Genomic DNA, 16,069 nt, shown 5'->3' with positions numbered 1-16,069 from the left:
AGCGTGCGCAGTCGTACGCGTGACGACGGCGTGTCTTGTACAGACGCGCACGCTCGCGGCAGACGGGGCTGGCCCGGCTAGTCGGCCCGCACCGACTTGACGGTCACCTTGGTGGCCGGCGGGCCGTCTTCGCCGCCGCCCTGCACGCCGGCCGCGGCTATCTTGTCCAGGGTGGCCAGACCGTCGTCCTGGATCTTGCCGAACACGGTGTACTGCGGCGGCAGCATCGAGTCCTTGTAGACCAGGAAGAACTGGCTGCCGTTGGTGCCGGGGCCGGCGTTGGCCATCGCCACCGTGCCGCGGGGGTAGGTGACGGGCTGCTGAGCGGCCCGGTCACCCAAGGAGTACTGGTCGGTGGGGTATTCGTTGTCGAACTCGTAGCCCGGGCCGCCGGTGCCGTCGCCGGCGGGATCCCCGCATTGCAGCACGCTCAGCATCGGCGACGTGGTGAGCCGGTGGCACTGAGTGCCGGAGAAGAAGTCCTTGGCCGCCAGGCTGATAAAGCTGTTGACGGTGCAAGGGGATTGGGCGTTGGTGAGCATCAATCCGATGGGGCCCTGGTCGGTCATCATCGAGACGCTGACCTCGGCCGGGTCCGTCGGGACCTTGCCGGACCGCGGCGGCTCGACGGGCTTGGTGGCCGGACGCGCCTTGGGGTACTGGCAGTCGGCGCCCAGCTGAGGCGATGCGGTGAACTTCGGCAGCTGACCCGCTGCCCCCGCCGGTGCTGCGGAGGAGTCCGCGGACTCTGAGGTGCTCGATTCTGACGAGCCGCCCGCGTTGACGTTGCCCGGATCGTTGTCGCGCAGCACGACGAACACCACCCCGGCGATCAGCAGCACCGCCGCCACGGCGCCGACGATCATCAGCAGTCGGCGCTGCTTGCGGGCTGCCTCGGCACGTTGCTGCACCTGTTGGTCCAGATTGCGCTTGGCGGCGGCACGCCGCTCTGAATTCGTGGGCACCGGCGGGAACCTCCTGGCTCGCTGACTGAGTCGGCCCTCAAGTCTGCCAGAGCGCGCCTGCGCGGCCCGCGTCACCGCCGACCGGGCGTGCAATGGGAAACTGGTCGGCGTGTTGGTCACCGGATTCCCCGCTGGGATGCTGGCGTGCAACTGCTACGTGCTGGCGCAGCGGCAGGGCTCGGACGCGATCGTCGTCGACCCCGGGCAGCGTGCGATGACCCGGCTGCGTCGTGTTCTCGACGAGAATCGGCTGACGCCGTCGGCGGTGCTGCTCACGCACGGCCACATCGACCACATCTGGTCGGCACAGAAGGTCTCCGACACCTACGGCTGTCCTACCTACATTCACCCCGAGGACCGATTCATGCTCACCGACCCGCTGCGCTCGCTCGGCACGGTGCCCGGGCAGGCGTTGTTCGGTGTGCTGAGCAAGGCGATGTTCTCCGAGCCCAGGCAGCTGATCGAACTGGATCGCGACGGTGACAAGATCGGCCTGGGCGACACCACCGTCACCGTCGACCACACACCCGGGCATACCCGCGGTTCGGTGGTCTTCCGGGTCGAAGGTGATGCGGCCGAGGTGGTGTTCAGCGGCGACACCCTGTTTCAGAATTCGGTCGGCCGCACCGACCTGCCTGGCGGCAGCGGCCGCGATCTGCTGACCTCGATCGTCGATAAGCTGCTATGTCTTGACGACGGATGCGTGGTGCTGCCCGGCCACGGACCCAAGACCACCATCGGCGCCGAGCGCCGTTACAACCCGTTCCTGGAAGGGCTCAGTGCGTGAGCACGTTTGCCGCACCCAAAGGGGTGCCCGACTACATTCCGCCGGCCTCGGCCGGCTTCATCGCGGTGCGTGACGGACTGCTGGCGGTCGCTCGCCGCGCCGGTTACGGCGATATCGAGCTGCCGATCTTCGAAGACACCGCACTGTTCGCCCGTGGGGTGGGGGAGTCCACCGACGTGGTCTCCAAAGAGATGTACACGTTTGCCGATCGCGGGAGGCGTTCGGTGACGCTGCGGCCCGAGGGCACCGCGGGCGTGATGCGTGCGGTGATCGAGCACGGTCTGGACCGCGGTCAGCTGCCGGCCAAGCTCTGCTATTCGGGGCCGTTCTTCCGTTATGAGCGCCCGCAGGCCGGCCGCTATCGGCAGCTGCAACAGGTCGGGGTCGAAGCGATCGGGGTGGACGATCCGGCGCTGGACGCCGAGGTGATCGCCGTCGCCGATGCGGGCTTCCGCTCCCTGGGCCTCGACGGTTTCCGGCTGGAGATCACGTCCCTGGGCGACGACACCTGCCGCCCGGCGTATCGAGAGCTGCTGCAGCAGTTCCTGTTCGGGCTCGACCTCGACGAGGACACCCGCCAGCGCGCGCAGCTCAACCCGTTGCGGGTGCTCGACGACAAGCGCCCGCAGGTGCGTGAGATGACCGCTGACGCCCCGGTCATGCTCGACCATCTCTCGGACGCCGCCCGGACGCACTTCGACACCGTGTTGGCACACCTGGATGCGCTCGGGGTGCCGTATGTGGTCAACCCGCGCATGGTGCGCGGCCTGGACTACTACACCAAGACCACTTTCGAATTCGTGCACGACGGGTTGGGCGCGCAGTCGGGGATCGGTGGTGGCGGCCGCTACGACGGGCTGATGCGCCAGCTCGGTGGACAAGACCTGTCCGGGATCGGCTTCGGCCTCGGAGTGGACCGCACCCTGCTCGCGCTGGCCGCCGAAGGCAGGACCGTGGGGCAGACCGCCCGGTGCGAGGTGTTCGGGGTGGGTCTGTCCGAAGCGGCCAAGCTGCGGCTGGCGGTGATCGGCGCGCAGTTGCGGGCCACCGGGGTGCGAGTGGACCTGGCTTACGGGGACCGCGGTCTCAAGGGCGCGATGCGCGCCGCCGACCGCTCCGGGGCGGTCATCGCGCTGGTCGCCGGGGACCGCGACCTGGAGGCAGGCACCGTGGGCGTCAAGAACCTGGCCACCGGGGAACAGGTCGACGTGCCGATCGACGACGTTGTCGCCGAGGTGCTGCGCCGAATGTCGCCTTAATGCACGGTTATCCACAGAACGGGTGACACAAGTCGACACTCGGCACTCGGATGACGGCCCGAGGCGGCACTGTGACTGCCATGCCGACCTTCATTCCGGATTCCACGTGGCCCTTCCTCGGCACTGAGGCGTTGGCGACAGGCAGCGTGACGCGGCGGACGTTACGCAGTCGGTATCGGTCGATCTACCGCAACGTCTATCTGCCGAACGGCCAAGAGCTCACGCCGGTTACGCGTGCGGTGGCAGGCTGGCTGTGGTCGGGCCGGACGGCGACGGTGGCCGGCTTGTCCGCGGCGGCCCTGCACCGATCACGGTGGCTCGATGCGCGGTTGCCGGCGGAACTGAACCGGAAGGCCGCCTCTGACGCCGAGGGGATTCTCATCCATCGCGAGCGGCTGGAACCCGACGAGACATGTCTGATCCGAGGGATACCGACCACCACAGCCGCACGGACCGCTTTCGACCTGGGCCGCAACAAAGGGCTGACCGGTGCCGTCATCCGCCTCGATGCCCTGGCGAATGCGACGAGGCTGGTCGCGGACGACGTTTCCGCGCTGGCGCAACGCCACAGGGGTGCTCGCGGCCTGTTGCAGTTACGGCGCGCGATCACGCTGATGGACGGCGGCGCGGAATCCCCGCAGGAAACCCGGACGCGGCTGTTGCTGATGCGCGGTGGATTCCCTCGCCCGATGACCCAAATCGTCGTGCGAGACGGCTTCGGCCGTCCCTTCGCTCGCATTGATATGGGCTGGCCCGAATACCAGGTCGGTGTGGAATTTGACGGTGCCCAGCACTGGACCGACCCCCGGCAGCGGACCGCTGACATCGATCGCTACGCGGAGTTGTCCGTACGCGGCTGGGTGATCGTCCGGGTCAGCAGCGACCTCCTTCGGTATCGACCGGGTGTGGTGCTTGCGCGGGTCAGGGCTGCGCTCCGGGCTGCCGGATATACCGGGACTGAATTGAACGTCGACTTACTGCACACCCAGCGCCTCGGGGCGTGACGCAAACCGACACTCGGCAACGCAGGCCGGGCACTTGTGCCGCTCCGGTAGCGTGGCGCGGTATGACGATCATGCGGAACGTGACAGTCAAGTTCGGGGCGGTGCTGCTGACGGCCGCCGCCGGAGTGGCAGCCAGCCACGCGACGTCACTTGCGGACCCGGAGACCAGCCCAGCATCGCCAACCGAGAACCCGGCGGCATCGCCCACCGAGAATGCGGCACCCTCGCCGACGCCCACCCCCACGGAGAACGCGACCGAACCGTCGGCTGACGCCCCGAAGAAGAGCGCGACCGGCGGCCACGAGGTCACCTACACCATCACCGCCACCAGTGACCTGACCGGCAACATCTCCTACATCAAGACCGACCCGCCCAGCATGGCTGCCTACAACGCCAACTCCTCGGAGTACCTCGAGACGGTTCGGGTGCCGATCGGCGGGGGATCACCGGTGGTCTACACCACCACGCTGGCCGATCCGAGTCAGTGGGCGCTGGTCACCGCCAGCGGTGGCTTGCGGATCAACCCGGAGTTCCACTGCGAGATCGCCGTCGACGGCGAAGTGGTGGTGTCGCAGCAGGGCGGCAGCGGAGTGTCCTGCTCGACCCGGCCCTGGTGACGGATCCGGCTCAGTCGGCGAACACGTACACCCAGGCTTGCGCGCCCGAGCGCAGCGGCACCGAGATCCGCCGGTAGGCATCGACTTCGTACTCGTCGGCGGCCGCCAGGTCGGCGGCGCTGATCGCGAAGACCGTGCCAGGGACAGCCGCGTCATGCGCGTCTGACGGACGCAGGATCGGATGGCGGTCGCTGCCACTGACGGCCACCACGTGCGGATCGGTGATCGTCACGTAGTCCAGGGTGTAGCCGACGATCGCGTCGGGCCGGCCGTCGACTTCGCGCCCGAACGTGCTGCGTTGCACCTCCGGTAGCTGCAGGGTGCCGTAGGAGAACAGCAGTTCGGTGCTCACTGCGTTTCGGTTTCGGCGATTACGAGCACCTCGGCGGGATGCGGTCCGACCGTGCGGATGCGGTGGCTGATCGAAGCGTCGAAGTAGGCGCTGTCACCGGCCGTCAACGTCCAGGTCGCATCGCCGTATTCCAGGTGGATCGTCCCGGCATGGACGAACACGAACTCCTGACCGTCATGCAGGGCGTGCAGGGGATGAGCCTCATGGGTGGGGCGAACCATGAACGGGGACATCGACTTTCCCAGCATGTTCACGGCCATCGCCCGGTAGCGCTGCCGATCCTCACTGCGGTCCGCGGCCCGGTCCACGGCGATCTTGTCCTCGTCGCCGCGCTCGGAGAACAGTTGCGCCACATCGACGTCCAGGGCCTGCGCCACCTTGATGGCCACCGCAATGGACGGCGTGCTGCGACTGCGTTCGATCTTGGACAGGTAGCTCTTGGTCAGCCCGGTCTGCTCGGCGAGGCCTTCGAGGGTGAGGCCTCGCTGTTTGCGGACGGCGCGCAGCAGTTGCGTCATGCATCCATCATGACACAGGAGATGACACAAAGTGTCCTATCGGATATGGTCGTGTCATCTACTTCCGTCACCGAGGAGCTGCCATGGGCACCACGTTCGACGATTCCAAATCCGACCTGATGCATCGCGCGGAGCAACGTTTCGCGGAGAACTTCGCCGGAGGTCAGTGGTCCACGCGCCAGAAACTGGCGCTGACCTGCCGCGCGCTGTCCGACCGCGGTCATGACTCCGGCCTGGCCGGACAGATCACCGCCCGTGCCGAGGCGCCCGGGACCTACTACACCCAACGGCTCGGCCTGGGATTCGACGAGATCACCGACGCCAATCTCCTGCTCGTCGACGAAGACCTCAACGTGATCGAGGGTGAGGGGATGGCCAACCCGGCCAACCGATTCCACAGCTGGATCTACCGGGCCCGTCCCGACGTCCAGTGCATCGTGCACACCCACCCGTTTCATGTCGCGGCGCTGTCGATGCTGGAGACCCCGTTGATCGTCTCGCACATGGACACCACACCGCTCTACGACGACTGTGCTTTCCTGCCGCTGTGGCCGGGGGTCCCGGTCGGAAACGAGGAGGGCGAGATCATCTCCGAGGCCATCGGTGACAAGAAGGCGATCCTGCTGGCGCACCACGGCCAGATCGTGGCCGGCGCCAGCGTGGAGGAGGCCTGTTCGCTGGCGGTGCTGATCGAGCGGGCCGCCGCACTGCAGCTGGCGGCCATGGCCGCCGGGACCGTCAAGGAACTCCCGGAGAAGCTGGCCCGCGAAGCCCACGACTGGACGTTGCTGCCCAAGCGCAGCCAGGCCAACTTCGCCTATTACGCCCGCCGGGCTCTGGCCGGCCACCCCGACGCGATCACCCGATAAGAAGGAGTCCCACGTGGCAGCACAGTTATATGGAGTCATCGGCTACCCGGTGACGCCGTTCCGCGAAGGCGGAATCGATACCGCGGTCCTGACCACGGTCATCGACCGGCTCGTCACGGCCGGGGTGCATGCCATCGCCCCGCTGGGCAGCACCGGTGAACTCGCCTACCTCGATGAGGACGAGTTCGACGCCTGCGTCGACGCGTCCATCGCCGCGGTCGCCGGGCGCCTGCCGGTGCTGGTCGGGGTGTCGGATCTGACGACCGCGCGTACCGTTCGCCGCGCCCGCTATGCCGCGCAGGCCGGCGCCGACGCGGTGATGGTCTCGCCGGTGTCGTATTGGAAACTGTCCGACCGCGAGATCACCGCGCACTACGCGGCCGTCTCCGACGCCATCGACATCGACATCGTGGCCTACAACAATCCGGCTACCTCCGGGATCGACATGAGCCCAGAGCTGCTGGTGGCCATGTTCGAGGGCATCGAGCACGTGAACATGGTCAAGGAATCCACCGGGGATCTGAGCCGGATGCTGCGGATCGCCACGCTGTCCGACGGGCGGCTGCCGTTCTTCAACGGCAGCAATCCGCTGGTGCTCGATGCGCTGCGCGCCGGGGCGGCCGGCTGGTGCACCGCGGCACCCAACCTGCGTCCGCAGCCATGCCTGGATCTCTACGCCGCGGTCATCGCCGGTGAACTGGACAAGGCCCAGCAGCTCTACGACGACCTCAAGCCGCTGCTGGAGTTCATCGTGGCCGGCGGGCTGCCCACCACGGTGAAAGCCGGGTTGGACATGCTCGGGGTGCCGGCCGGGGAACCGCGTCGCCCGCTGCTGCCGCTCGACGAATCGGGCCGGGTCGAGCTGCGCGGGCTACTTTCGCTGTGACCGGGGGCTAACCCAGGTCAGCGGCGGCGAAGGTGTCGCACTGGTTGGGGTCGCCGGCCTGATAGCCGACGGTGAACCAGTGCTGGCGCTGGGCCGACGCGCCGTGGGTCCAGGACTCCGGATTGACCCGGCCGGTGGCGGCCTGCTGGATGCGGTCGTCACCCACCGACGACGCCGCGGACAGCGCATCGCGGATGTCCTGGTCGGTCAGCGGCTGCAGGAACGGCACCCCGGTGCTCTCCTGTTTGGTCACCGACGCGTAGTGCGCCCATACCCCGGCATAGCAGTCGGCCTGCAATTCGGTGCGGACTCCCGCACCGGTTGCGCCCTGCGCGCCGGTCTGGGCTCGGCCGAGTACGCCGAGCAGGTTCTGCACGTGGTGGCCGAACTCGTGGGCGACCACGTATTCCTGCGCGAGTGGCCCGCTACTGGAGCCGAACCGGTCGACGAGCACCTTGAAGAAGTCGGTATCGAAGTAGGCCGTCTTGTCCGCGGGGCAGTAAAACGGTCCGACCGCACTGCTGGCCGCCCCGCACGCGGTGGACGTCTGTCCGCTGAACAGTTCAACGCGCGGACGCGTGTAGCCGCGCAGCAGGTCCGACCACACCGCATCCACCGAGTTGGCCGTGGCAACCACCCGGCACTGCACGTAGGTGTTGGCGTCCTTGCCGGTACGGCATTTGTCGAGGTCGAAGCCCGGTGCCGTGTACTGGCCCGCATCGACCGGCTGCTGGCTGAGCACTTCGCCGGGGTCGGCCCCCAGCAACAGCGCCACCACCAGGATCACCAGTCCGGCAACGCCGCCGCCGATCGCAATCCCACGCCCGCCACCGCCTGAGGAGGTGGTGCTGGTATCGATCTGCATACCTTCGTTGAAGGTCATTGCACGCTCCGTGGGGTTGTCCGTAGTTGCTGTGGCCCGCCGACCTATGGGGCACCTTAGCTTCGCATACCGGCAGCCGCCTCGATGCCGGGTTGAGCCCGGTTGAACGCGACAAATCCCACGTCTTGGCTAAGTGAAGACAGCGTTGTCTGACCAGATCCCAAACCTTTACTGAATGTTTGTTGCGCCGCTGTACCGCGAGGTCGCGGCGGTGTTACGTTCTGCATCCGGCCGCAATGGGACGCTTCCTACGACGGCCGCCGCAGCTATCTGCCCTACATTCCAGAGAGGTCGTCTGCTCGGTGAACGTTTCAACTCGCGCCCGCAGGGCTCGCCGGTGCGCCGGCGACGAGTTGTCGTTCGCCTCGGGCGCCCCAGCTTTATCAGACCGTTATTACAACTGTCCGCTAGAGTGACGCACGTCAAATATTGACGCAGACTTCGAATGCCCAACAGTTCACCGAGACGCTTGCAGGCCCCCCAGGAGGAACAATGTCGTTCGTAACCGCTCAGCCAGAGATTCTGACGGCGGCCGCCGGAAGCCTTTCCGGAATCGGCGACTCGATGACCGCCGGGGTTACCGCCGCTGCTGTTCCCACCACGGGTGTGACCGCGCCTGCCGCCGACTTGGTGTCGGCGATGACTGCTGCCCAGTTCTCGGCTCACGGATCCCTGTTCCAGGAGGTCAGCGCGCAGGCGGCGGCGGTGCACCAGCAGATCGTGGCCACCTTGGGTGGCAACGCGAACGCTTACGCCTTCACCGAGGCTGTCAACGCCACGGCTGCTGGCTGAAGCGGGGCGCATCGATGAGTTTCAGCGTCTTTCCGCCCGAGATCAACTCCGGGCTTATCTATACCGGGCCCGGCTCGGGTCCGTTACTGGAAGCCGCGGCGGCGTGGTCCCAGCTTTCCAGCGAGTTGATGACGTCGGCGACAGCGACGCACTCGGTGATCGCCAACCTGGACTCGACCTGGACGGGAGCCGGCGCGGCTGCGGCGACGGCTTCGACCGCGCCGTATGTGGCCTGGCTGGAGCAGGCCTCCGCCACCGCCGCCACCAACGCTGCGCTGGCCACTCAGGCGGCCGGCCTGTTCGAGGCGGCGCGGGCCGCGTCGGTGCCCCCCGCGGTGATCGCGGCCAACCGGGCGATGCTGCTGGCACTGATCTCGACCAATTTCTTCGGTCAGAACACGCCGCTGATCCAGGCCACCGAGCACCAGTATGAAGTGATGTGGGCGACCGACGGCGCCGCGATGGACACTTACAGCGGGTCTGCCGAGGCCAACAACAACGCACTGCAGCAGGTGTCGAACCCGCCGCAGTCCGCGCAGGCGTCCTCGACGCCGGGATCCGCCGAGGGCGGTCCCAACCCCGGCACCGGAACTCCCACCCCCGGTACACCCGGCTATGACTTCGCCACCGTCGGTGGGCTGCTCGACGCGATGGGTCTCCAGTCGTCGATGTTCGGCGACAAGGTGGCGAACACCACGATCACCTCGGTGATGTCGCCCATCAGCTCGGCGAGTATGCCCATGATGATGTTGGTCAGGCTGCTGCCGATGCTGATGCAGTTCGCTCGGATGGGCGGCGCGGCCGGAGCGACGGGCGCGCTGGCCGGACAGACGGCCGCCGGGGGCGCCGGCACCCTGATGACCCAGATCGGCGACTTCGTCAACGACAAGCTGCAGGGTGCGGTCGGTGTGCTCGCCGGCCACTTCAGCTCGGCCACCAACGCCATCTCCGCCAAGCTCGGCCAAGCCGCCTCGATGGGCGCGCTGAAGGTGCCAGGAGCCTGGGCGTCGGCCGCCGACGGCATGGTCCGCGCCGCGCCGGTACTGCCCGCCACCACGGTCAGCGCCCCGATCCAGACCATGTCGGGAGGACTGCCGGGCGGCCCGTTCGGCCACGCCATGATGGGCGCGATGGCCGGACGTGGCATGGGCGCGATCGCCGCCAAGGCCCCCAAGGTTATGCCCCGTTCGCCGGCTGGCGGGTAGCGGAAGGGGCCTGAACACACACGTGTCCGCCGGGTCGGCGCCCGGCTACCACAACGAATTCGAGCAAGAGGGAGAAGAACCATGGCAACACGTTTTATGACTGATCCGGACGCGATGCGTTCGATGGCGGGCCGTTTTGATGTGCACGCGCAGACGGTGGAGGACGAGGCTCGTCGGATGTGGGCGTCCTCGACGAACATCTCCGGTGCGGGCTGGGGTGGTCTGGCGGAGCGGACCTCGATGGACACCATGGGTCAGATGCAGACCGCGTTTCGCAACATCGTGAACATGCTGCACGGTGTGCGTGACGGGCTGATTCGGGACGCGAACCACTACGAGCAGCAGGAAGCTGCTTCCCAGCAGATCCTGTCGAGCTAGAAGGAGAACCGCAGATGTCGATCAATTACCAGTTCGGTGATGTGGATGCCCACGGTGCGTTGATTCGTGCGCAGGCTGCTTCGTTGGAGGCTGAGCACCAGGCGATCGTGCACGATGTGCTGGCTGCCGGTGATTTTTGGGGTGGTGCTGGTTCGGTGGCGTGCCAGGAGTTTGTGGCGCAGTTGGGTCGCAACTTCGCGGTGATCTACGAGCAGGCCAACTCCCACGGTCAGAAGGTGCAGTCGGCCGGCAACAACATGGCCAACACCGACGCTTCGGTGGGCTCCAGCTGGGCCTGACCCAAGCCAATCTCAGTCAAGGAACCGGCGCAGCATGCAGGCTGCGCCGGTTCCTTGCGTTCTACCGGGAGTGAGAACGGCGCTGTCGGGTGTCGGGCCGGCGTGCGGGGCGGCCTGGGCGTAACCGGAAGCGGCCGGGGCGAGTTCTGCCCCGGCCGCTTCCGGCTTTGTCTACCGCGTTGTGGTCAGCCCGTGATCGCTGCCGACGAGCATGCGCCCAGCACCGTGGTGGACAGGAACGTCGCGGCATTGGCCAGATAGTTGTCGTTCGGGTCGTAGGTCGGCAGCGCCAACACGAACGCCCGCCGGTACTGCGCGGACAGCTCCGCGAAGTCCTGCAGGGTGGGGTTGTTGCTGCGGCGACCCAGTTGCTGCATCTTGTTGGCCAGGCTGATCATGATGGGCCCGACGGCCAGGTTGACCGCCTTCTGCTGCGGGTTCCAGTAGGTCCCCGGGATGCTGGGGTCGATCCCGTGCCATTCGGCGGCGTCGACACCGAACTTATCCAGCGTTGCCTTCCAGTCCGCGCAGACCGGATTAGATCCGGTCAAATAGCGCTGCGGGTTGGCGGGGTTGCCCGGCGAGGCCGTCTTGGTGGGTGAGGTCTGCGATTCGACGAGCGGCGCGCGGGTTGCCGCCGATCCGTTGTTGGCTGCCGCGCAGATCGCGGCCAGGGCCGAAGCGGCGCTGTGCGCGGTGCCGGCCAACGCGGCGTCCCGCTCGGTGTAGGTGGGAATGTGCTCGACGAAGGTCCGGGCATAGGCGATGAACTGCTCATAGAGTTCGCGCATCACCCGGTGTGGAGTCAGCTTCACCAGACCCACGGTCTGGGCGGCGGCGTTGCGGACCACCTGGCCGGCGGCCAGGTACTGCTTCTTCTGCTCGTCACTCCACGCCGAAGCCGGAATCGACTGATCGCGTTCATTCCACTTGCCCTGGCCCAGCATCGACAGCGTGCTGGACAAGTTGCCGCTGATCGATGTCCACGCGGTGCAACTGGGGTCATCCATGATGATCGAGACCGGACCGGTGTCGTCCGCGCTGGCGATGCCCGAGGTCGCCGCGCTGCGGCTGGAGGCCGAGCCGTCCAGCGAACCCTTGCCGGGGTCGCCGCCCAGCAGCACCACCGCTACCAACACCAGTGCGACCACGGCCAGCACGACTACCGCGGCCAACCCCCATTTGAGGCTCTTGTTCTGTTTGGGGGCAGCGGCTTCGTCGTAGTCCTCGTCTTCGTCCTCGTCGTCGTAGTCAAAGTCGAGGTCATCGGTGCCGTCAGTCACAGTGAGCCAGCTTAAAGCACCGACCGGCGCGGGGCAGTGTCACGAGGGGGCTCTAGACTTGGCGACGGTCGAACCGTTACCGAACAATCCGTCACCAAGGGGGTATTCGTGCTGCGCAGCCACGACGCCGGCTCACTGCGGGCCACCGACGCCGGGCGCAGTGTCACGCTTGCCGGTTGGGTGGCGCGCCGACGTGACCATGGCGGCGTCATCTTCATTGACCTGCGCGATGCTTCCGGGGTGGCGCAGGTGGTGTTCCGCGACTCCGCCGTGCTGGAACAGGCGCACCGGTTGCGGGCCGAGTTCTGCGTCGCGGTCACCGGTGTCGTCGAGGTCCGCCCCGAGGGCAATGAGAATCCCGATCTGCCCACCGGGGCCATCGAGATCAACGCGACCGGGCTGACGGTTCTCAACGAGTCTGCCGCCCTGCCGTTTCAGCTTGACGAGTCCGCCGGCGAGGAAGCCCGGCTCAAGCACCGTTACCTGGATCTGCGCCGGGAAGACGGACCCGGCGCGGCGTTGCGGCTTCGTTCGGCGGCCAACGCGGCAGCCCGTTCGGTGCTGGCCGAGCAGAAGTTCGTCGAGATAGAAACGCCCACGCTGACCCGCTCGACCCCGGAGGGCGCCCGCGACTTCCTGGTTCCGGCGCGGCTGCAGCCCGGCTCGTTCTACGCGCTGCCCCAGAGCCCGCAACTGTTCAAGCAGCTGCTGATGGTGGCCGGCATGGAGCGCTACTACCAGATCGCGCGCTGCTACCGCGACGAGGACTTCCGCGCCGACCGTCAGCCGGAGTTCACCCAGCTGGACCTGGAGATGAGCTTCGTCGACTCCGAAGACGTGATCGGCATCGCCGAACAGGTACTCAAGGCGCTGTGGGCACTGATCGGCTGCGACCTGCCGCTGCCGCTGCCCCGGATGACCTACGCCGACGCGATGCGCCGTTTCGGCTCCGACAAGCCCGACCTGCGATTCGGCCTGGAACTGGTGGAGTGCACGGAGTTCTTCTCTGGCACCACCTTCCGGGTCTTCCAGGCCCCCTACGTGGGTGCTGTCGTCATGCCCGGCGGGGCGTCGCAGCCGCGTCGCACGCTGGACGGCTGGCAGGAGTGGGCCAAGCAGCGCGGGGCCAAGGGCCTGGCGTACGTGCTGGTCGGCGAGGATGGCGAGCTGTCCGGTCCGGTGGCCAAGAACCTGACCGACGCTGAGCGCGCCGGGCTGGCCGGGCACGTCGGTGCCGCACCGGGGGATTGCATCTTCTTTGCGGCCGGGCCGGCCAAGGGATCCCGGGCGTTGCTGGGGGCGGCTCGTGGTGAGATCGCCCGTCGTCTGGACTTGATCGACCCGGATGCCTGGGCGTTCACCTGGGTGGTCGACCCGCCGCTGTTCGAGCCCGCCGGCGACGCCACTGCCGCCGGTGACGTAGCGGTCGGTTCCGGAGCCTGGACCGCGGTGCACCACGCCTTCACCTCGCCCAAGCCGGAGTACGCCGACAGCGTGGAGACTGACCCCGGCGCGGTGCTGGCGGACGCCTACGACGTGGTGTGCAACGGCAACGAGATCGGCGGCGGCTCGATCCGTATCCACCGCCGCGACGTTCAGCAGCAGGTCTTCCAGGTGATGGGGATCGACGAGGCGGCGGCGCAGGAGAAGTTCGGCTTCCTGCTTGACGCGTTCAGCTTCGGCGCACCCCCGCACGGTGGGCTGGCGTTCGGCTGGGACCGGGTGGTGGCATTGCTGGCCGGGGTGGAGTCCATCCGCGAGGTCATAGCCTTCCCGAAGTCCGGCGGCGGCATCGACCCACTGACCGACGCGCCGGCGCCGATCACCGCGGCGCAGCGCAAGGAAGCCGGGATCGACGCAGTGCCTCAGCAGCGCTGAGGCGGGCGCCTAGACAGCGGCGCGACTGTCGGCGAGGCTGGCAGGCATGGATTCGGCTGAGTTCGCCCGATTGGTCGTCGCCAACATGCCGTTCGCGGCGGCGCTGGAGATCGAGATCGCTGAACTGTCACCGCAAGAGGTGCGCGCGACCATGGCATGGGCCCCGGAGCGCTGCACCACCGGCGGGATGTTGCACGGGGGAGCGCTGATGGCGTTCGCCGACACCGCCGGAGCGGTATGCGCGGTGGTCAATCTGCCGCAGGGTGCGAGCACCTCGACCATCGAGTCGAAGACCAACTTCTTCCGCGCGGTGCGCGATGGCGCGGTCACAGCGACCAGCATTCCGCTGCACGTGGGGCGGACGACGATCGTCGTGCAGACCGACTTGAGCGACGGCAACGGCAAGCTGGTCGCCCGGGTCACCCAGACGCAGGCGGTGCTGTCGCCGAAGCCGCAGTAGGGCTCACCAGAACGGTTTGAGCAGCTGGCGCATGGCCGGCGGCACCCAGCCTTTCACCGACGACGGGAATACGCGTCCCGGTCCGCATTTCGGCCAGGCATACGGGCCCTGCTCATCGAGCACCCGAGTGGCGACGGCAATCTGTTCTTCCCGCGATGCCTTCGCCGGAGATCCCACACCGCCGAATGCGCGCCACGTCGATGGCTTGAACTGCAGGCCACCGTAGAAACCGTTGCCGGTATCGGCGGCCCAGTTGCCGCCCGATTCGCATTGTGCGACCGCATCCCAGCCCATCGCCATGTTGTCCGCATGGGCAACGCCTGCCGAGGACAGCAGCGTGCCCACAATCCCCCCGGTGATCAGCCCGGACGTGGCCCAAGTCAGTTGCCGCCGTCCAAGCTGCACGACACGCCGTGCCGTGTTCCGGTACATATCACAACCTCCGTGATAGGTGTCTATCAGTGAGGTTTCCGAGCATAACGCGATAAATGATGAAATTGCACATTTTGGTCACCTAAAGATGCAAATGAGTTTGTTGTTATAAATTGAGGCAAAAGTAAACAACAGTTGTTTGAGTTAACGAAGTTGTTATTGTTACGTATGTTGCGAGAGATCTCTTAGAAATTAAGAAAATTTTGAGTTACCAATGTTTCTGAAGTGACTATCGGGACTGCAGTGGTAGTTGGTACTCGGGGAGTGCGTACCCTCGGCCGCGGGCCGGCCGAGAAAAAATTGACGGAATCGCGCGCCCGGTTCCCCGGCGGTACGGCCGGACGCCCCTAGGCTGCCTCGGGTGGCCGACCGCTATGGAACCGACATCCTCGCCGAGAACCCGCACAGCGCCCGCAAGGTCCGCTCGGTCGAGGTGCCGGTGGAACGCGGCATGGTGGTCGAGGACGCCGAAAGCGGCTATGTCGGTGCCGTCGTGCGGGTCGCATACGGACGGATGGACCTCGAGGACCGGCACGGCCGCACCCGCGGATTCCCCGTCGGCCCCGGCTACCTGATCGACGGCAAGCCGGTGATTCTGACCGAGCCGCGCCCGACCGCACCTACGGCGCCGGCCAGGACGGCGTCGGGTTCGGTGGCGGTGCGCGGCGCGCGCGCGAAGGTCGCGCTGGCCAGCCGGATCTACGTCGAGGGTCGCCACGACGCCGAACTCGTCGAGCAGGTCTGGGGCGAGGATCTGCGCATCGAAGGTGTAGTGGTCGAATACCTCGGCGGCATCGACGACCTGGCCGGCATCGTCGCCGAATTCCAGCCCGGGCCCGGCCGACGACTCGGGGTACTGGTCGACCACCTGGTGGACGGGTCCAAGGAGACCCGCATCGCCGAGGCCGTGCGCCGCGGGCCGGGCGGTGCCCACACCCTGATCGTCGGGCATCCCTACGTCGACATCTGGCAGGCGGTGAAGCCGGGCCGGCTCGGCTTGCAGACGTGGCCGAAGATCCCGCGCAACGTGGAGTGGAAGCACGGGATCTGCGCCGCGCTGGGCTGGCCGCACGCCGGGCAGGCGGATATCGCCGCCGCCTGGCAGCGCATCCGGGGCCGGGTGCGGGACTGGACCGACCTGGAACCGGAGTTGATCGGACGGGTCGAGGAGTTGATCGACTTCGTGACTACGACGGCCTGAG

The 16,069-nt window shown here is 67.2% G+C and carries 19 protein-coding genes; 13 read left to right on the top strand and 6 right to left on the bottom strand.

All coding sequences use genetic code 11. From position 1 onward, the window contains the following. Positions 1 to 77 precede the first annotated feature (77 nt). Positions 78 to 965: a peptidylprolyl isomerase gene (locus ACKY0W_RS12495; protein WP_409434313.1), complete on the bottom strand. Its 888-nt coding sequence runs from the start codon at positions 963 to 965 to the stop codon at positions 78 to 80. A 109-nt stretch (positions 966 to 1,074) separates the two neighbouring features. Here ACKY0W_RS12495 and ACKY0W_RS12490 point away from each other — a divergent pair, with 109 nt between their 5' ends. From ACKY0W_RS12490 to ACKY0W_RS12475, 4 genes are all read left to right on the top strand, one after another. Next, positions 1,075 to 1,752: an MBL fold metallo-hydrolase gene (locus ACKY0W_RS12490; RefSeq protein ID WP_406781415.1), complete on the top strand. Its 678-nt coding sequence runs from the start codon at positions 1,075 to 1,077 to the stop codon at positions 1,750 to 1,752. Continuing rightward, on the top strand, positions 1,749 to 3,011 hold the full coding sequence (hisS, locus tag ACKY0W_RS12485; RefSeq protein ID WP_409434312.1) for a histidine--tRNA ligase: 1,263 nt from the start codon (positions 1,749 to 1,751) through the stop codon (positions 3,009 to 3,011). Before ACKY0W_RS12490 ends, hisS begins: the two co-directional genes overlap by 4 nt. An 80-nt stretch (positions 3,012 to 3,091) precedes the next feature. After that, on the top strand, positions 3,092 to 4,015 hold the full coding sequence (locus tag ACKY0W_RS12480) for a hypothetical protein (protein ID WP_409437765.1): 924 nt from the start codon (positions 3,092 to 3,094) through the stop codon (positions 4,013 to 4,015). A 62-nt stretch (positions 4,016 to 4,077) separates the two neighbouring features. Continuing rightward, positions 4,078 to 4,632 carry a hypothetical protein gene (locus ACKY0W_RS12475; RefSeq protein WP_409434311.1) on the top strand — a complete coding sequence of 185 codons (555 nt, stop codon included), beginning with the start codon at positions 4,078 to 4,080 and terminating at the stop codon, positions 4,630 to 4,632. 10 nt (positions 4,633 to 4,642) lie between these two features. Here the strand turns inward: ACKY0W_RS12475 and ACKY0W_RS12470 are convergent, their stop codons facing one another. Next, positions 4,643 to 4,984 carry a gamma-glutamylcyclotransferase family protein gene (locus ACKY0W_RS12470; protein WP_409434310.1) on the bottom strand — a complete coding sequence of 114 codons (342 nt, stop codon included), beginning with the start codon at positions 4,982 to 4,984 and terminating at the stop codon, positions 4,643 to 4,645. Then, positions 4,981 to 5,502, bottom strand: a complete 522-nt coding sequence (locus ACKY0W_RS12465) for a helix-turn-helix domain-containing protein (RefSeq protein ID WP_409434309.1) — start codon at positions 5,500 to 5,502, stop codon at positions 4,981 to 4,983. The genes ACKY0W_RS12470 and ACKY0W_RS12465 overlap by 4 nt, the downstream gene beginning before the upstream one ends. Positions 5,503 to 5,585: 83 nt before the next feature. Between ACKY0W_RS12465 and ACKY0W_RS12460 the strand changes: the two genes are divergently transcribed. After that, positions 5,586 to 6,371 (top strand): aldolase, encoded by a 786-nt coding sequence (locus ACKY0W_RS12460; protein ID WP_409434308.1) that lies wholly within the window; start codon positions 5,586 to 5,588, stop codon positions 6,369 to 6,371. A 13-nt stretch (positions 6,372 to 6,384) separates the two neighbouring features. Continuing rightward, positions 6,385 to 7,257 carry a dihydrodipicolinate synthase family protein gene (locus tag ACKY0W_RS12455; protein WP_409434307.1) on the top strand — a complete coding sequence of 291 codons (873 nt, stop codon included), beginning with the start codon at positions 6,385 to 6,387 and terminating at the stop codon, positions 7,255 to 7,257. A gap of 7 nt (positions 7,258 to 7,264) precedes the next feature. Here the strand turns inward: ACKY0W_RS12455 and ACKY0W_RS12450 are convergent, their stop codons facing one another. After that, a complete protein-coding gene (locus ACKY0W_RS12450; RefSeq protein WP_409434306.1) occupies positions 7,265 to 8,140 on the bottom strand; it encodes a neutral zinc metallopeptidase in 876 nt (291 codons plus the stop codon). Between the two features lie 492 nt (positions 8,141 to 8,632). Between ACKY0W_RS12450 and ACKY0W_RS12445 the strand changes: the two genes are divergently transcribed. From ACKY0W_RS12445 to ACKY0W_RS12430, 4 genes are all read left to right on the top strand, one after another. Then, positions 8,633 to 8,932 carry a PE family protein gene (locus ACKY0W_RS12445; protein WP_409434305.1) on the top strand — a complete coding sequence of 100 codons (300 nt, stop codon included), beginning with the start codon at positions 8,633 to 8,635 and terminating at the stop codon, positions 8,930 to 8,932. 14 nt (positions 8,933 to 8,946) lie between these two features. Continuing rightward, positions 8,947 to 10,137, top strand: a complete 1,191-nt coding sequence (locus tag ACKY0W_RS12440; protein ID WP_409434304.1) for a PPE family protein — start codon at positions 8,947 to 8,949, stop codon at positions 10,135 to 10,137. Positions 10,138 to 10,218: 81 nt separating this feature from the next. Continuing rightward, the gene (locus ACKY0W_RS12435; protein WP_047317297.1) at positions 10,219 to 10,515 is read left to right on the top strand and encodes a WXG100 family type VII secretion target; all 297 of its coding nucleotides are present in this window, start codon (positions 10,219 to 10,221) and stop codon (positions 10,513 to 10,515) included. A gap of 14 nt (positions 10,516 to 10,529) precedes the next feature. Beyond that, on the top strand, positions 10,530 to 10,814 hold the full coding sequence (locus ACKY0W_RS12430; RefSeq protein WP_047317298.1) for a WXG100 family type VII secretion target: 285 nt from the start codon (positions 10,530 to 10,532) through the stop codon (positions 10,812 to 10,814). A 185-nt stretch (positions 10,815 to 10,999) separates the two neighbouring features. Here the strand turns inward: ACKY0W_RS12430 and ACKY0W_RS12425 are convergent, their stop codons facing one another. Next, the gene (locus tag ACKY0W_RS12425; protein ID WP_409434303.1) at positions 11,000 to 12,097 is read right to left on the bottom strand and encodes a hypothetical protein; all 1,098 of its coding nucleotides are present in this window, start codon (positions 12,095 to 12,097) and stop codon (positions 11,000 to 11,002) included. Between the two features lie 108 nt (positions 12,098 to 12,205). Between ACKY0W_RS12425 and aspS the strand changes: the two genes are divergently transcribed. Further along, positions 12,206 to 13,975 (top strand): aspartate--tRNA ligase, encoded by a 1,770-nt coding sequence (gene aspS / locus ACKY0W_RS12420; protein WP_409434302.1) that lies wholly within the window; start codon positions 12,206 to 12,208, stop codon positions 13,973 to 13,975. Positions 13,976 to 14,021: 46 nt separating this feature from the next. After that, a complete protein-coding gene (locus ACKY0W_RS12415; RefSeq protein WP_409434301.1) occupies positions 14,022 to 14,435 on the top strand; it encodes a PaaI family thioesterase in 414 nt (137 codons plus the stop codon). A gap of 3 nt (positions 14,436 to 14,438) precedes the next feature. On the opposite strand, the gene ACKY0W_RS12410 is transcribed toward ACKY0W_RS12415, so the two are convergent. Beyond that, positions 14,439 to 14,867 (bottom strand): transglycosylase family protein, encoded by a 429-nt coding sequence (locus ACKY0W_RS12410; RefSeq protein WP_406759265.1) that lies wholly within the window; start codon positions 14,865 to 14,867, stop codon positions 14,439 to 14,441. A 361-nt stretch (positions 14,868 to 15,228) separates the two neighbouring features. On the opposite strand from ACKY0W_RS12410, the gene ACKY0W_RS12405 reads away from it, so the two are divergent. After that, positions 15,229 to 16,068: a DUF3097 domain-containing protein gene (locus ACKY0W_RS12405; protein WP_409434300.1), complete on the top strand. Its 840-nt coding sequence runs from the start codon at positions 15,229 to 15,231 to the stop codon at positions 16,066 to 16,068. Position 16,069 lies beyond the last annotated feature (1 nt).

Origin of the sequence: Mycobacterium sp. SMC-14, assembly GCF_046250075.1 — a bacterium.
GTDB lineage: Bacteria > Actinomycetota > Actinomycetes > Mycobacteriales > Mycobacteriaceae > Mycobacterium.
The sequence above is the reverse complement of the archived record's forward strand: the minus strand, read 5'-3'. Positions and strand labels throughout refer to the sequence as shown.

Coding starts and splice junctions, on each gene's coding strand:
- ACKY0W_RS12415 (WP_409434301.1), top strand. CDS start 14,022: ATGGATTCGGCTGAGTTCGCCCGATTGGTCGTCGCCAACATGCCGTTC.
- ACKY0W_RS12410 (WP_406759265.1), bottom strand. CDS start 14,867: ATGTACCGGAACACGGCACGGCGTGTCGTGCAGCTTGGACGGCGGCAA.
- ACKY0W_RS12465 (WP_409434309.1), bottom strand. CDS start 5,502: ATGACGCAACTGCTGCGCGCCGTCCGCAAACAGCGAGGCCTCACCCTC.
- ACKY0W_RS12460 (WP_409434308.1), top strand. CDS start 5,586: ATGGGCACCACGTTCGACGATTCCAAATCCGACCTGATGCATCGCGCG.
- ACKY0W_RS12475 (WP_409434311.1), top strand. CDS start 4,078: ATGACGATCATGCGGAACGTGACAGTCAAGTTCGGGGCGGTGCTGCTG.
- ACKY0W_RS12440 (WP_409434304.1), top strand. CDS start 8,947: ATGAGTTTCAGCGTCTTTCCGCCCGAGATCAACTCCGGGCTTATCTAT.
- ACKY0W_RS12445 (WP_409434305.1), top strand. CDS start 8,633: ATGTCGTTCGTAACCGCTCAGCCAGAGATTCTGACGGCGGCCGCCGGA.
- ACKY0W_RS12480 (WP_409437765.1), top strand. CDS start 3,092: ATGCCGACCTTCATTCCGGATTCCACGTGGCCCTTCCTCGGCACTGAG.
- ACKY0W_RS12450 (WP_409434306.1), bottom strand. CDS start 8,140: ATGACCTTCAACGAAGGTATGCAGATCGATACCAGCACCACCTCCTCA.
- ACKY0W_RS12435 (WP_047317297.1), top strand. CDS start 10,219: ATGGCAACACGTTTTATGACTGATCCGGACGCGATGCGTTCGATGGCG.
- ACKY0W_RS12430 (WP_047317298.1), top strand. CDS start 10,530: ATGTCGATCAATTACCAGTTCGGTGATGTGGATGCCCACGGTGCGTTG.